The sequence below is a fragment of the Hydrogenobaculum acidophilum genome, assembly GCF_054656715.1.
In genome coordinates, this window is record NZ_BAAHXP010000006.1 from 16,878 (window position 1) to 32,943 (window position 16,066).

The 16,066-nt window shown below is 33.9% G+C and carries 12 protein-coding genes; 9 read left to right on the top strand and 3 right to left on the bottom strand.

Going from position 1 to position 16,066, the window contains the following annotated elements:
- Nucleotides 1-11 precede the first annotated feature (11 nt).
- From lpxK to ACYQZV_RS04530, 7 genes are all read left to right on the top strand, one after another.
- The gene (lpxK, locus tag ACYQZV_RS04500; RefSeq protein ID WP_459893649.1) at nt 12-959 is read left to right on the top strand and encodes a tetraacyldisaccharide 4'-kinase; all 948 of its coding nucleotides are present in this window, start codon (nt 12-14) and stop codon (nt 957-959) included.
- Entirely contained in the window at nt 946-1,683 is a 738-nt protein-coding gene (locus ACYQZV_RS04505) for a hypothetical protein (RefSeq protein ID WP_459893651.1), read from the top strand. The genes lpxK and ACYQZV_RS04505 overlap by 14 nt, the downstream gene beginning before the upstream one ends.
- 21 nt (nt 1,684-1,704) lie before the next feature.
- Nucleotides 1,705-3,132 carry an acetyl-CoA carboxylase biotin carboxylase subunit gene (gene accC, locus ACYQZV_RS04510; protein WP_459893653.1) on the top strand — a complete coding sequence of 476 codons (1,428 nt, stop codon included), beginning with the start codon at nt 1,705-1,707 and terminating at the stop codon, nt 3,130-3,132.
- Nucleotides 3,129-3,872 (top strand): pyrroline-5-carboxylate reductase, encoded by a 744-nt coding sequence (gene proC / locus ACYQZV_RS04515; RefSeq protein WP_459893655.1) that lies wholly within the window; start codon nt 3,129-3,131, stop codon nt 3,870-3,872. Before accC ends, proC begins: the two co-directional genes overlap by 4 nt.
- Complete coding sequence (locus ACYQZV_RS04520) at nt 3,869-5,416, top strand: AAA family ATPase (RefSeq protein ID WP_459893658.1); 1,548 nt, start codon at nt 3,869-3,871, stop codon at nt 5,414-5,416. The genes proC and ACYQZV_RS04520 overlap by 4 nt, the downstream gene beginning before the upstream one ends.
- A 62-nt stretch (nt 5,417-5,478) precedes the next feature.
- Nucleotides 5,479-6,462, top strand: a complete 984-nt coding sequence (locus ACYQZV_RS04525; RefSeq protein ID WP_459893661.1) for an efflux RND transporter periplasmic adaptor subunit — start codon at nt 5,479-5,481, stop codon at nt 6,460-6,462.
- Complete coding sequence (locus tag ACYQZV_RS04530; protein WP_459893664.1) at nt 6,459-9,506, top strand: efflux RND transporter permease subunit; 3,048 nt, start codon at nt 6,459-6,461, stop codon at nt 9,504-9,506. Before ACYQZV_RS04525 ends, ACYQZV_RS04530 begins: the two co-directional genes overlap by 4 nt.
- A 148-nt stretch (nt 9,507-9,654) precedes the next feature.
- Here ACYQZV_RS04530 and hemB read toward each other — a convergent pair whose 3' ends face one another.
- Complete coding sequence (gene hemB, locus ACYQZV_RS04535; RefSeq protein WP_459893667.1) at nt 9,655-10,623, bottom strand: porphobilinogen synthase; 969 nt, start codon at nt 10,621-10,623, stop codon at nt 9,655-9,657.
- Between the two features lie 71 nt (nt 10,624-10,694).
- On the opposite strand from hemB, the gene ACYQZV_RS04540 reads away from it, so the two are divergent.
- Both ACYQZV_RS04540 and ACYQZV_RS04545 read left to right on the top strand, forming a co-directional pair.
- Nucleotides 10,695-11,423, top strand: coding sequence for a hypothetical protein (locus tag ACYQZV_RS04540; RefSeq protein ID WP_459893668.1), 729 nt, complete (start codon nt 10,695-10,697; stop codon nt 11,421-11,423).
- Nucleotides 11,420-14,305, top strand: a complete 2,886-nt coding sequence (locus ACYQZV_RS04545; RefSeq protein WP_459893671.1) for a DUF2309 domain-containing protein — start codon at nt 11,420-11,422, stop codon at nt 14,303-14,305. The genes ACYQZV_RS04540 and ACYQZV_RS04545 overlap by 4 nt, the downstream gene beginning before the upstream one ends.
- Here the strand turns inward: ACYQZV_RS04545 and folK are convergent, their stop codons facing one another.
- Both folK and ACYQZV_RS04555 read right to left on the bottom strand, forming a co-directional pair.
- On the bottom strand, nt 14,306-14,791 hold the full coding sequence (gene folK / locus ACYQZV_RS04550) for a 2-amino-4-hydroxy-6-hydroxymethyldihydropteridine diphosphokinase (RefSeq protein WP_459893673.1): 486 nt from the start codon (nt 14,789-14,791) through the stop codon (nt 14,306-14,308). It abuts the gene before it with no gap.
- Nucleotides 14,788-16,065, bottom strand: coding sequence for an amidohydrolase (locus ACYQZV_RS04555; RefSeq protein ID WP_459893675.1), 1,278 nt, complete (start codon nt 16,063-16,065; stop codon nt 14,788-14,790). The genes folK and ACYQZV_RS04555 overlap by 4 nt, the downstream gene beginning before the upstream one ends.
- Nucleotide 16,066 lies beyond the last annotated feature (1 nt).

The window sequence follows — 16,066 nt, forward strand, 5'->3', positions numbered from 1 at the left end:
ATACTTATTAGATGAAACTTACAAGGGGGCTCTTGGCTCCGTTTTCTGTTTTTTACGGTGCGGGGATATGGGTTAGAAACAAGCTTTTTGATTTGAATATATTAAAAGCTAAACATTCTGGTATTTTTACAGTATCTATAGGAAACCTTAGTGTAGGAGGGACTGGTAAAACTCAAGTTTCTATATATCTTGCTAAAAGTTTTAACCATCTGAATCCTTGTATAATTTTAAGAGGATACAAAAGAAAAACCAGAGAAAACTTGTTGGTGAGTTCTTTAGATACAGAGCTCTACGGAGATGAAGCTGTAGAGATATTTTTAAAAACACATGCAAAGGTTGTAGTAGCTCATAGAAGAGTAGAAGGCGCTAGCACATGCAAAGAGCTTGGTTCTAATATGATAATACTTGATGATGCATTTTCTCATAGATATATAAAAAGAGATTTAGATATTTTGCTAATGCCTGCAAACCGCATAAAAGACTATCTTTTGCCTTGGGGTAATCTGAGAGAGCCCTATAGCTCTATAAAAAGAGCCGATGCTATAGTTATAACAAGATTGGAATCTTACGACATGCCAAAACTTGATGTAGATAAGCCCATTTTTAAAGCAAAAACAGTTTTTAGAGCTTTTGTAGACAAAGATTTTAAAGACGTTGACATAAAAGCTGTAAAAGGAAAAAGTTTTGATGTGATATGTGCTTTAGGAGATAAAGAGCAATTTTTAAGATTTGTAGAAAAACTCTCCAACGATATAGGGTTCAAAATAAACGATGTCAGAACTTTTAAAGATCATTATTTTTACAAAAAAGAGGATCTAAAAAATGGTAAAAACTATATTTGCACTACAAAAGACTTGGTAAAACTAAGAGATTTTAATCAGTTCATACTTGGGATAGACACTACCCTTGAGATACCTGGATTTTTAGAGTTTGTAAAACAAAAATATGAAAAGTCGTAGATTTTTTATTTATGGATTTTTATTGTCAATCCTGATACATCTTTTTTTTCTTTTGGCTTTTGTTAAAATAGATATCCCTTTAAAAGCTCCAAAAAAACCTATATATATAACTACTATTAAACAAGAATTGGCACATAAAAATCTAGCAAAAAGGCTGTTTGTAAAAAAAGAACCTAAGAAAGAACACGAGAAATCCATAAAAAATATTAAACATTATAGAACTTCAAAGTCAAAGAAAATCGGACAATCGGTGCCTAAAATAAACTATAACCTTACAGTACCATCTACAAAAAGGGCTACAACAGAAAGCTATAACACATCATCTAGTAGCACATCTTCAAAAGGCCATATTTCAAAGCTTTCTACGAATCCCAGTCAAAATATCAATAAACCATCAAAAAATAAAGAAAAGCCTTCAAACCAAAAAACAACTCAAAACCAACAATCCAAAGAAAACCAACCTAAACAAATCATGAAGCCAAAAGATATAAATACGCTAGGATCTTATTTCGACCTTATAAGCTATTTAGAGGTTGTTTTTCATTATATACATGAGCATTGTAAGGGTGAAGGTGTTCTGATGTTTGATTTATATAAAGATGGTACTTTAAGACTTTTAGAAGTAGAAAAGGGAAACCCTTCATGCGATAGCAGTTTACAAGCCCCACCCATGCCTGAAAGTGTTATGGAAAATAAACTTCAATTTCTGATAAACATACCTTAAAAAATTTTATATAATTAAAGTATGATTAAAAAAGTGCTGATAGCAAACAGAGGAGAAGTAGCTGTTCGTATCATAAGAGCCTGTAAAGAACTAGATATAAAAACCGTTGCCATATACTCCGAGGCTGATATTAACTCTTTACATATAAAAAAAGCTGATGAGGCCTATCTTATTCCTATGGATCCCATAAAGGCCTATCTTGATTACAACAAAATTATAAATATAGCAAAACAATCAAAGGCTGATGCCATACATCCAGGGTATGGTTTTTTGTCTGAAAATGCAGAATTTGCTCAAGCTTGTATAGATGCGGGACTTATATTTATAGGACCCACTCCTGAGCAAATAGAAACCTTTGGAGACAAAGTAAAGGCTAAAAAGGTAATGAAAAATTTAGGTGTACCGGTGGTCCCAGGAAGCGATGGGCCTATCACAAAATTAGAGGATGCTTACGACATAGCTAACGAAATTGGCTATCCTATAATATTAAAAGCCGCATACGGTGGTGGCGGTAGAGGTATGAGGGTTGTGTATAAAAAAGAAGATTTAAAACAGAACTTTGAATCTGCTCAAAAAGAATCTTTAGCTTTTTTTGGTAAAGGGGATATTTTCATAGAAAAATACATACAAAAACCAAAGCATATAGAGGTGCAAATTTTGGCTGATAAATATGGAAACGTAGTACATCTTGGTGAAAGAGATTGCTCTATCCAAAGACGACATCAGAAGATAATAGAGATAACACCTTCTCCCAGCCTTGATAAAAGCGTAAGGAACAAAATGCTTGGGATGTCTGTGAGGGCCATGATGAAATATGGCTATGAGAGTGCGGGTACCATAGAGTTTATATTAGACCAAACCACCAATGAATTCTACTTTATAGAGATGAATACAAGGCTTCAAGTGGAGCATACTATTACCGAGATGGTGACAGGTATTGACATAGTGGAGCAGATGATAAGAATAGCTAACGGGGAGCCGCTTTCTTTTGTGCAAAACGATATATCTTTTAGAGGATGTGCTATACAATTTAGAATAAATGCCGAAGATCCCACTAGAAACTTTGCACCATCTCCAGGCAGAATCACCGCTTATCACTCGCCAGGTGGTATAGGTGTTAGGATGGATTCGGCGATATACAAAGATTATATAATCCCACCCTACTACGATTCTTTGGTGAGTAAGTTATGTGTTTGGGCTCTTGATTGGGAAAGAGCTATAGCTAGGGCTAAAAGGGCGTTGGATGAGTTCATTATAAGAGGTATACCCACCAACTTACAGCTTCATAGAGAAATTATAAGAGATGAGGAGTTTATAAGGGGAGATTTTGATACAAGCTTTTTAGATAATAGGCTAAGCCAGTACGATTATAAAATAGAGGGTGAAAAACCAAAAGATGTCTTGGCTTTGGCCATATCAGCGGCTTTGGCTAGCTATTACGGGTTATGATGATTGGTATAATAGGCTATGGCAACATGGGAAGAGCTTTTGCTCTTGGGCTAAAGGATTCGTATGAGCTAATAGCTTACGACAAGGATTTATCAAAAAAAGACATTGTTTTGCAAGATGGTGTAGGCTTTGCGTCCTCTATAGAGTTTTTGTTAGATAAAGTAGATATGGTAATACTTTCTATAAAACCACAAGATTTACCGTCTTTAGCTAGTATAAACTTTAGTAAAAAATCTGTAGTAAGCATGTTAGCTGGTGTTGGTGTTTCAAGATTAAAAGAGCATATAAAAGATGCCTATATTACAAGGATTATGCCAAACTTGGCGGTACTTTTTAAAAAGGGCGTTATGGCTTTTTACAGTGAGGATGAAAAAAAAGATATCATTAAAAGCATACTAGAAAATCTCGGAAAGGTATATGAGCTTGATGAAAAGTACTTTGATGCTTTTACAGCCTTAGGGGGTTCTGGACCAGCTTTTATAGCTAGCATTGTTGAAGCCATGAGGCTATCTGGAGTTTATATGGGTTTAAACAAGGATATATCTTACGATATAGCTTTATCTACCATAGAAGGAGTTTTAGAGCTTTTAAAACATTATACCGAAGAGGAGCTTATGCTGAAAGTTAGTTCACCCGCTGGAACTACTATTGAGGGCATATACAACATCGAAAAATCTGGAATTAAGGGCACTTTGATGGAAACTTTTATAAAAGCTTATCAGAAGAGTAAAAATTTATGATTAAAAGCGTCAAAATAGAGTCTTATCTTTTGTTAAAATCCCAATACATAGAGTTTTCAGAAGGTCTAAATGTCATTACGGGTGAGTCTGGGGCTGGTAAATCTATGCTTATGGATGCCATAAAGTTTGGTATAGGGCTTTTACCATCATCTTCTGATAACGCTTGTGTAGAACTCGAAATAAACGATGATATAGTAAGAAGAGAGACAAAGCTTGGCAAATCCAGGTTTTATATAAATGGCATTGCCTCGAATCAAAGAACCGTTTTAGAAGTCTTTGGTCAGAATATACTTTTTCAAGCTCAGTCTTCCCAGTCGAAAATTTTCAAGAAGTCCCATCAACTTGAAATACTTGATAAAGATAGGGATATTCAAAACAAAAAAAAGGAGTTTGTAGAATATTTTGATACGCTAAAACAAAAAGAAGAGCTATTAAAGGAGCTTCTTTTACAAAAGGAATCTTTGGAAAAAGATATTGAAAAAAACCAAGAGCTAATAAGCGCTTTAGAAGAGCTTGGTATAGACAAAGAGGCTTACAATGATATAAAACAAAAAGCTGAGGAACTAAAATACGCTGAAAAAATAAACATGTTGTTACAAAGTGCTTTAAGTGCATTGGAATACAGCGACCAAAGTGCTATGTCAAAGATAAATTATTCTATATCTCAGATAAACCAAGCCTCTTATTACAAAGAAGATTTATCAAAAGCTGTTGAAAAATTAAACGCTTTGAAAGAACAGCTTCTTGATATTGTATCTTTTATAACTTCTTATAAGTTGTATATAGACATAGATTTAATAGACAAGCTAAATGAAACTATATTTAATGTACAATCTTTGGAAAGAAAATATAGAATGTCTTTTGAAGATATGTTTGATATGAAAAGAGCCTATAAGGAAAATTTAGACAAATTAAAAGTTTTAAAAGAAAATATAGAGCATCTTTTTAAAGAGATAGAATATCTTAGAAAAGACACGTTAGATAAGGCATCAGAGCTTTCTAATTTAAGGAAATCAAAGGCAAGAGAGATAAGTATAGCGATAAACAATGTTTTAAAGCTTTTAAATTTGAAAGAAGCCTATTCTGAGATATATATAAAACAAAAGGACTTATCGAGAAGCGGCATAGATGATATAAGTTTTATGTTTTCTTCTTATTCAAAAGAACACCTGAAAGAACTTGGCGAAGTAGCTTCTTGGGGAGAAACGTCAAGGATAGTGTTGGCTATATCCTCAGTGCTTGGAGATTACGAGACTTATATATACGATGAAATAGACGCTGGGACAAGCGGAGAAGCTTCTATATCAATAGCTAAGCTTTTAAAAAACATTTCAAAAAATGCCCAGATTATATGTATAAGCCATACTCCGGCTTTGGCAGCCGCTTCATCCAACCATATATTTGTAAAAAAAGAATTGGACAACGTATTCATAAGGTCGTTGACAAAAGATGAAAAAATAGAGGAGCTTTCAAGATTAATGGGCATTGTTAGCGAAGATACTAAAAAAGGTGCTATAAAGCTTATAGAACAGTTTTCTTCTTAGTTTTTCACTAATATATCATAGGTTTTTGGTAACATATTTGTATGAAATTTTATATTGTTTTCATGATTTTATTTTTTTCTGGGGTACTGTTTTCCTGTGAAAAGCCCAATAATAAAGAAAAAGAATCCTTAAAAGGTATAAAACCCCCGCACATTTCTTTTTGTAAAGTAGAGTACGGCTCTTATCAAATAAAAACACCTATATACGGAGAAGTACAAAATCAAGCGGCTACTTATGTAAGCTCTCCGATAGGCGGGATTTTGAAAGCTATTTACGTAAAAAACGGTGAGTTTGTAAAAAAAGGACAAACGATAGCTACTATCGATACAAAAGTTTATCAGGATAAAGCTATGGCAATATCTCAGGATATAGAGTCTCTTAAAAAGAAGCTAAGATATTACGAATCTCGCTACGAAAGAGCAAAAAAGCTTTACAGGTTAGGTTCTATGTCTTATCAAGAGTATTCTCAAATTAAAACAGATTTAGCGCTTGCAAAAGGAGAACTCAAGAGAAATATATATTTAGAGAAGTCTGTAAAAGATGAGGCTTCTTATGGTATTGTAAGAGCGCCATTTGATGGTGTTGTGTCCAATGTAGTGCCAAGCGGTAGCAACATAAACCCTGGAGCTCCTATAGCTTTTATAAGTGCAAAAAAGCTTTACGGAGAGTTTTTTATACCTTTTAATGTAAAAATCTCTAAAAATGATAAAATTTTGTTTGAAAATAAGTTATATCCTATAAATGTTTTTCAAGATGACAAATCAAGACTTGCTGTAATACTCCCAATATCTTTTTACGAAAATCCCGGAAATAGTTTAAAGGCTTTTATCGTAAAAACAATCAAAGGACAAAAGATACCCTCAAAAGCTCTAGTGCTTTACAACAATAGACCAAGTGTTTTTGTAAAGAGCGGTGATATGGTTAAAAATATACCCGTTAAGGTTTTGGGTAATATGGGTGATTATTATGTGGTATCTGGGGTAGTTGGTGATTATGTTGTATGTAAAGGGGCTAAGCTTCTAAAAGACGGTGAAAAGATTAAATGAGGTCTTTTGTAAGCTTCGCTATTAAAAATAGGTACGCCTTCTTTATAATATTTGGTGTTTTATCTTTGCTTGGTTACATGCTTTCTTTTAAACTGCCCGAAGATATATTTCCAAACGTTGTATATCCGAGGGTTGTTATCACAGTAAACGCCAATTACGAGCCTATTCAAAAGACTTTATCGGATATCACTATTCCCATGGAACAAGGCATAAAGTCGGTAGAGGGCGTAACTGATGTGAGGTCTAGAACAGGGCCTGGTCTTGTAATGCTAAATGTATATTTTAGTCCAAACACAAATCCTTATAGAGCTTATCAAATGATAATGTCAAAGATATCAGAGCTACAGATGGATATGGGTGTAAAAGCAAGTTTTGACGTTAGGCTTATGGGCCCAAGTGCCTATTCTATAGCTGGATACGCTTTGGTATCAAGGGAGCTTCCGGTAGAGGAGCTTAGCAACATAGTAAGATATACTATAAAACCAGCGCTTTTATCTATAAGAGGTGTTTATGAGGTGGACATGGTTGGTGGTACTTATAGCACAATGGATGTGGTATTAAACCCATCCGTTATTCAAAAGCTAAATATACCTATAAGCGTTATATTAAACGATATTAAAAGCTATACACAAAATCATTTTATAGGAGAATACAATCAAAAAAACTTTTCTATATTAGTTTTTGGTATTCAAACACCAAAGGATGAGCAGGATATATTGAATATACCTATTTATTATAACAACCAAACTATAACCTTAGGGGATATTGCTTCTGTGGTAAAAGGGCATTATCCTATGCTTTCTTACGTTAATGTTGACGGATATCCTTCTACAGTTATATTTAATATACATAGAACCAACGATGCGAATGCTATAAAAATTGTTGATAAGGTAGATAAAGTTTTAAAAGATTTAAAACTTCCACCGCATGCTCACGTTATAAAGTGGTTTGATGTCACAGATTTTATAAGCTCTTCTATAAGAAGTGTAATAGACGCAATTGTAATAGGCTCTTTAATCACTCTCGTGGTGATAGCAATTTTTTTAAACAACGTAAGACTGTCTCTTCTTACGGCGGTAGTTATACCTGTTAGTATTTTATGTGCAATACTTTTTATGTATATACTGCACGGAAGCTTAAACCTCATGAGTCTTGGAGGATTGGCAGCATCCATAGGGGCTTTGGTGGACCACGCTATTGTGGTTATGGAAAATATAGAAAAAAATATTAATAAACCAAGACCAAAGCTAGAATCTGTAATAGATGCTTCTTCTGAGATATTAAAGCCGATGAGCTTGGCTACTCTTACTTCTATAAGCGTTTTCGCCCCACTTTTTTTCTTATCTGGTATAATAGGTACATTTTTCAAAGAGCTGGCTTTAGCAGTTATCTTGGCGCTTTTAATATCACAATTTGTTTCTATGACGATAACTCCTTCAATAGCTTACATGGCTATACCAAAGGTTGTAAAACCAGAACCAAACTGGCTTTTGAAGCTTACCCACTTTTATCAATCGGCATTTAGTGCTTTTTATAAAAGGAAAAATCTTAGCGTTTTGATGGTGGCTTTGCTATTTTTAACATCGTTAGGTCTTTATAAAACTATGAAGACCGGTTTTTTGCCAGAATGGGATGAAGGTATGTTTGTGCTAGATTTCACAGGGCCTTCTGGCGCATCTGCTCAAAATACCTATCAGATAGTAAAACATATAGAGAAGATAGTAGCTTCTGTTCCGGAAGTGAAACACTATTCCGTGAGAATAGGAGCATCGTTGGGCCAGCCAAGAAATCCTACCAACAAAGGTGATATGCTTATAACATTAAAAGATAATAGGTCAAAATCTATATTTGCAGTTATGAGGGAGATAAGACAAAGGGTAGATGCAAAAATACATGTTTTAAAGGAATTTGATATGGCTCAAGTTCTTCGTGATAGACTTGGTGATATTACTGGGCAGCATGCTCCTTTTTCTGTAGTAATACATGGTTCTGACCCCGAGACCCTTGTTAAGCTTGGAGAAGAGATAAGAAATAAAGTTGCAAAAGAGCCTATCTTCAAAGAGGTGAATTTAAAAACGCTATTTTATGGGCCTTATTATTACATATCTTTGAAAAAAAACGCATATTCAGATTATGGTATAACTTACGATGATGTGATTAATACTTTAAAACTTCATCTTTGGGGTATTACTATTACAAATTATTTAAAGGGGCAAGAAAGAATATTTATAAGAGCTTATGAACCTTTCAACCCAAACGATGAAACTATAAAAGATATAAATATATATTCCCCCAAAAAACATATGTACGTGCCTCTTTCTTTGGTAGCTCATATAAAGTTTGAAGAAAATGTTCCAGGTATAACAAGGAGAAACCTTCAAAATGTATCTGTGGTTAGAGTAAAGATGCATCATGAAAACCTATCGCTTGGTATAAGGGTTTTAAGAAAAGTTTTGGATAAAATTGTGATGCCACAAGGATATTATTATACTATAGAAGGTTTTTACAAAGAGCAGCAGCAATCTTTCAAAGAAATGTTTGTGGTTATTTGTTTTTCTGTCCTTATTGTTTTGGCGCTTTTGATATTTCAATTTGGTTCCTTTTTGCAAGCCATATCTGTAATCTTTGTTTTGTCTTTGTCTGTGGTTGGAGTGTTTTTAGCCCTAATGATAACGGGTAAACCTTTGGACGTTACGTCTTTCATGGGTATGCTTTTGGTTTTGAGTGTCGTAGTAAATAACGGTATACTTATATTTGATTATTACAACAAAGAGCTTGAAGAAAACATCTCACACAAAGAAGCTATGCTCAATGCTTGTAAAAAACGTTTTAGGCCCATTCTGATGACCATGGTAGCTGATGTGCTGGGGTTTTTACCGATAGCCCTTGCCATAGGAAGAGGTACAGAGGTTATTCAAAACATGGCTATCTCTGTGATGGGTGGATTGTTTATAGGTATTTTCCTATCTCTTCTTGTGCTGCCTGTATTTTATACTACTTTGAGAGGGTTTTACCTAAGATTTAGATTCTCTAAAAAGCTTTAAAAATAAGTTTACAAATATATAAAATTGGCACAATTTGTAAGTTTTCTAAGATTTTTCTTTGCCAATGCAATTTTGTTGCATTCATAAGTTTAATAGGTTATCTAATATTGACTATTTTAGTTTATGTATTAAAAGCACTGAAACTTGTTTAATCCAAAAATTTTTGTAGTACAAACTCTTTTGCAAAATATGTTATGATAATATCGGCTCCAGCTCTTTTTATGGATAAAAGCGCCTCGTTCATAACGTCAACACCGTTTATATATCCAAGCTTATGGGCGGCTTTTATCATTGAGTACTCTCCACTTACGTTGTAAGCAGCTATTGGTATGTTGTAACGTTTTTTTGCCATGTGTATTATATCAAGATAAGCAAGAGCTGGTTTTACCATTATAATATCTGCTCCTTGCTCAAAGTCTATATCCATTTCAACGATAGCTTCTTTTTTGTTTGCAGGGTCCATTTGATATGTTCTTCTATCTCCAAAAGAAGGAGTTGAGTCTGCGGCATCTCTAAAAGGTCCATAAAACTTAGAAGCGTATTTGGCCGAGTAAGCCATAATAGGTACATTTACAAACCCTGCTTCATCAAGCGCTTCTCTTATGGCTTTTACCATATTGTCCATCATCCCAGAGGGTGCTACCATGTCAGCCCCGTGCTTTGCGTGAGATACCACTTGTTTTTTAAGATTTTCTAAAGTTAAGTCATTATCAACGTCGTTATCTACTACAACGCCACAATGTCCATGGGATGTGTATTCACAAAAACATACATCTGTTATAAGATATACGTCTGGAAATTTGGATTTTATACTGTCTAACGAACGCTGTATTATACCACTATCGCACCAAGTATCAGAACCTTCTTCGTCCTTATGCTCTGGTATGCCAAATAGTATAAAAGCTTTTATGCCAAGCTCCAGGCACTCTCTTATCTCATCTATCACTCTATCTATAGAAAATCTATAGACCCCTGGCATAGAGCTTATGGGCTCTCTTAAGTTCTCACCGTGGGTTATAAAAAGCGGATAGATAAGGTCTGATATACTTACATTCGTTTCTCTTACAAGCGTTCTTATAATCTCATTTTTCCTCAATCTTCTCGGTCTTCTTTCCATACAATTTATTATAATATGTATTTAGCACTTGCAAAGGTAAAGCTATCATATATATTTTCTAGGAGGTTTTTATGGTATACTTTGCTATAGTTTTAATGGGCGCAATCCCTTACTATCTTTTTTTTAAAAGCCCAAAACCAAAGAATACTCTTATGATATTCTTAATATCTATCATTGGGTTTTTGATGTATTCTATAAGCCCATCTATACCTAAAAATATGTATTATGATATGTTTGCTGTTGTGGCTTTTGCTACTTCCTTGCTTACGTTTTATCTATCTTATAAAACTACAAACTTGATGAAGCTAAGCTATTATTTTCTATTTTTAAATGCAGTATCTGTTTTTATTTTACCTTACAAGGTTTTCAACGTTTATTATAGTTCTGTGGTTATAGCCTCGGCGCTTCTTTATGTTATAGCTTTAAAGTATATAGAGATATTTGAAAGTGCAAACTTTTACAATGTAAAAGGTCTTGCTTTGACATCGCCTAAGCTAGCCCTTATGATAAGACTTACCTTGATGGCTTTAGGCCTATACCCTCCTTTTTCCAACTCATTTTCTTTACTTCTTGGAATATTGAAGGGAGACTTAAGTAAGATAGGATATTTAATAATAAGCTGGATATTTTTTGCAAACTTTTTTATGGCTTTTAGGATAATGAAAAACACTATATTTGGAGCGCCAAATGAAAATGTTATATACAAAGATATATCTGGAAAATCTGCTTTGGTTATGACGATTGTACTTTTGATGCTTACATTGCTTGGACTTTCTAGCTTTTTGGAGGCTTTGATATGATTCAAACTTATCTTAATAATGTTAAAAAATATATACCTCACTACTGGCCGATGACTACGTTTGTACACCACAACCCTTTGCATGGGTTTGAGGATATGCCTTTTAAAGAAGCTCTTAAAAAAGCTTCTAAACTCTACAAGGCAAAGGTATATATGGAATCCTCTTATTATACAGAACTATACAAAGAAGGTGCTATTAAAAAAGATGTTTTAGAGAAAAATTTGTTTGAGTTTCTTAAAAGTATCAGTTTGGAAAAATACTTTCCAGAAGCCAAAAAGTTTATAACGGAACTTAGCCAAGATTGGAAACACTATAAAATAAAATCTTCTCAAAAACCAGATGTAAATCTCATGGAGTATTTTAACCAAAAAATAATTAAAAAAGAAGAGGTTTTGTTTGAAGAGCTTATAGAAGATATGCTTTTTTGTGAGATATTAGACGCTTTGTTTGAAGCAAATATAACGGACATTATAGAAAAAGAGATAGTAGAGTTTGTGGCAAGGTTTTTAGATGAAGGTCAGACTACGATGTCTATGCCAGAAAGAGAAAAAGGCATGTTTGAAGCGTTTAAATACTATGAGGGGTTAAACACAATTCTAAATGCAGAAGAGTATGCTGATACTATAATCCATGAGATATCACCTAAAAATATAGAACAATATATACTAAGACATCTTATAAAAGATTTTGGATGGGCAGCTTTTATAAGGTATAGAGAGGACAACAAGGATTATTATTTTCAGCAAATACACCCGGCTTCTTTGTTAGATTATATAGCAATAAGGCTTCATTATGAGAGCAAATATGTAAAAGACTCTTATATTGTAAATTTCAGCGAGCTTTACAATGCTTTTTCTAAAAATAAAACTCTATTTGTTTTAAAGCTTTTAAAAGCAAAAAACATTTTGCCTTCAAAGTATATAGATAGACTTGAAAACAAAGAAAACTTAAATTTAATACTAACAGATTATCTGGTGGAAGAAGTTATTTTGGAAGCTTGTCGTATCCAAAACATAGCCAATGAACTTTTGCTAAATCTTGATAGACAAAAAGATATAGTAGAATTTGCCTACTTGATAGAAAGGTTGAAAGAGGAAGAAGGTTATATATGGCTTAAGTCTTTAGAAGATTCTTATATAAAAGAATATACAATAGATTTCTTGCAATCACATGAGAGAATATCAAAAGATATATTGGCTAGCGCCGTGTTTTGTATAGATGTAAGGTCTGAAGCTATAAGAAGACATATAGAAAGGCTTGGAAACTACAACACGTTTGGAGTAGCTGGATTTTTCGGTACTCCAATAGCTTATGTTGAGTTTGATAAAGCTCACGAACTTAACTTATGTCCTGTTTTTATAAAACCATCAAAAATTATTTTTGAGCTTCCAGAGGGAGAGCATTACGATTATAAAACAAAACACAACATAAACCACACTTTTAAGAAGATTTTAGACTCTTTAAAGAATAATCCATACACGCCGTTTTTTATGGTAGAAGCGATGGGCTGGTTGTTTGGTATCAATTTGTTTGGCAAAACGCTTTTTCCAGACTTTACCTTAAAGATTTTATCTTTTATAAAAGCCAAAAAACCAAATACTCAATTTACTATAGATAGCCTTACAGAAGAGGAGATAAACTTCTACGCAGAAAAGTTTTTCATACAAAAGATAAAAGAGGCCTATCACTTAGAGTTTAAGAAATCTATAAACGATAAAAAGGCAAAGGAGATATTAGAAATTATGTTAAATGATAAAGTATCTAATATAGACAATAAAGTTTTGGAGATTTTATCCACAAAGTACAACATAACTAAAGAAAGCTTTGAGTTTGAAAAGCAAAGATTGTCAAACGTAGGGTACACAAAGGAAGAGCAGGTAAATCTTGTGGAAAATTTTCTAAGGCTTATAGGACTTACTGAAAATATACCAAAGTTTGTACTTTTAATAGCCCATGTAAGCTCATCTGATAACAATCCTTTTGAATCTGCCTTGGATTGTGGAGCTTGTGGAGGAAACAGTGGACTTCCCAATGTAAGAATATTGGCAAATATAGCAAATAGAGATTATGTAAGGAAAGAGCTTTTAAAACGAGGTATATCAATACCGCCTGATACGATATTTGTTCCAGGGCTTCACAACACCACCACCGATGATATAACATTTTACGACACTGAAGCAATTCCGGCAAAAGACAAAATTCTTTTTGAAAAAATTGAGAAAGACTTTAAAATAGCTTCTCAAAAGACTAGAGAAGAAAGGGCAAAGACATTGCCGTATGCTGGTTCTGGAGATAGAATATCCATAAGGGCTATAGATTGGTCTGAAACAAGACCAGAATGGGGCCTTTCTAGAAATATGGGAGTTTACGTGGGAAAGCGTTCAAGTACTCAAAACATCACTTTAAAAAACAGATTTTTTATGCAATCTTACGACTGGGAAATAGACAAAGACAACAAGATACTAAAGACAATACTGTCTGGTCCTTTTATTATAGGCGAATGGATAAATATGGAGCATTATTTTTCCACTACCGATAACGAAAGATTAGGAGCCGGTTCTAAAGTGTATCACAACGTTGTAGGGAAAATAGGTGTTTGGACTGGAAACTACGGGGATTTGAGAACCGGACTTCCTTACCAAACAGTTTATCATGACGGTATACCGTATCACGAACCTATAAGGCTTTTAACCTTCATAGAGGCCCCTGTTGAAAAGGTCTTGGAGGCTGCTCAGCAAACAGAGGAAGCTCTAAAGCTTGTGGTAAACGAATGGGTTAGGCTTATCATAATAGATAAGGTAAAAGGAATAGCTTACACGTTTAAGGATGGAAATTTAGAGGTACTCTTAGACTCAAGGGGTATAAATCAGTTTGTGATATAACTATATATAAAGCCCAGAAAAGAAGGTGAGCCTATTTAGCGGCTTAGTATTTATATCTTTTAACTTTGCTCGTTTAAGAGGATGGTATACGTCTTTATCTATTTCTAATAGGGGATAGTAGAAAAAATCCCTTTCTAAAAGGTAAGGATGTGGGACCTCTAGCGGTTTTGTAAGGATTATATTTGTATTGAAAAGGAGAATATCTATATCTATTTCCCTTGGGAACCATTTAGGTCTTTCTTGTCTTCCTATCTCTTTTTCTATTTGTTTTATAGCTTTTAAAAGCTCAAAATCACCCATGTTTGTTTTTATCCTTGCTACAAAGTTTAAAAATTTTGGTTGATTTTCTATTCCAAAGGGTATGCTCTCGTATACAAAAGATATTTTTTCCACATAAGATATCTCTTTTAACCTATCAAGGGCTTTTATTAAAAAGCTTATTCTATCTCCTAAGTTGCTACCTATGCCAAGGTAAACGACATTCATGTCAGAGCGTTTTCAATCTTTTCTTGCCAAGATTTTACATTGAATTTAACTTTTTCTATGTCTATAGTCTTAAACTCCCCTTTGTGATAGAGGATTTTACCTCTTGCTATGGTAGTTTCAATAGCGCTTTCGTTTAAAGAGTAAAGTATTAAAGCTTTTTCATTGTATATGGGTATGTTTGCTATATCGTTGTTTGGATTTATAACAATTATATCTGCATCGTATCCCTCTTCTAAGACACCGGCTTTAATATTAAAAGCCTCAAAACCATTTTTCGTAGCTATATCTAACGCCACATTTATAGGCATTGCAGTAGAATCTTCGAAATAGCCTTTTTGTAGCTTAGTCATAATAGAAGCTTCTTCTAGCATAGATAAGTTGTCGTTTGAAGCCTCTCCATCTGTACCAAGAGCTACTCTGACACCATGTTTTACATATTTCCAAATAGGTGCTATACCAGACCCAAGTTTTAAATTGCTATCAGGACAATGGACTATTGTTATATTTCTTTGAGAGGCTATATTTATTTCATCGTCGTTTAAGTGAACCCCATGAGCTCCTATAAATTTATCTGATAAAATACCTATTTCATCTAGATATTCCAAAGGGTATTGTGAGTATTTTTCTATTACACCTTCTACTTCTTTTCTGGTTTCTGAAATATGCATGTGAATATAGGTGTCAAGCTTTTGAGATAATTCTAAAACAGAGTAAAGTGTATTTTTAGAACAAGTGTACACGCTGTGAGGACATAAAACTGGTATTACGGAATCGCTAGATTTAAATGTTTCCACAAAGTATTTTGCTCTTTCAAGATACTCTTTTGGTGTTGAAGCTACCTTTGTAGGAAAATCAAGTATACCAAAGCCAATTCCAGCTCTTATTCCAGCATCTTCTACAACGTTAGCCACTTCTTCTTCAAAGAAATACATATCTAAAAAGAATGTAGTACCACCTCTTATCATTTTGGCAACCGCAAGGGTAGTACCATCTTTTACAAAATCTTTTGACACAAACCTTCCTTCCAATGGCCATATTACCTTCTGAAGCCAATCCATGAGGGTAAGATCTTGCCCAATACCTTTTAAAAGACTCATAGCTGCATGAGTATGCATGTTGCAAAAAGAGGGCATTACAATCTTGTCTTTGGCATCTATGGTTTCTTTAGAAGACTCTTCTATGTTTGGTTTTAGACTTTTAATAATACCATCTTTTATGCCTATGTCAACTATTTTGCCGTCTATTTTGGCGTTTCTGATGATTATATCAAGCATA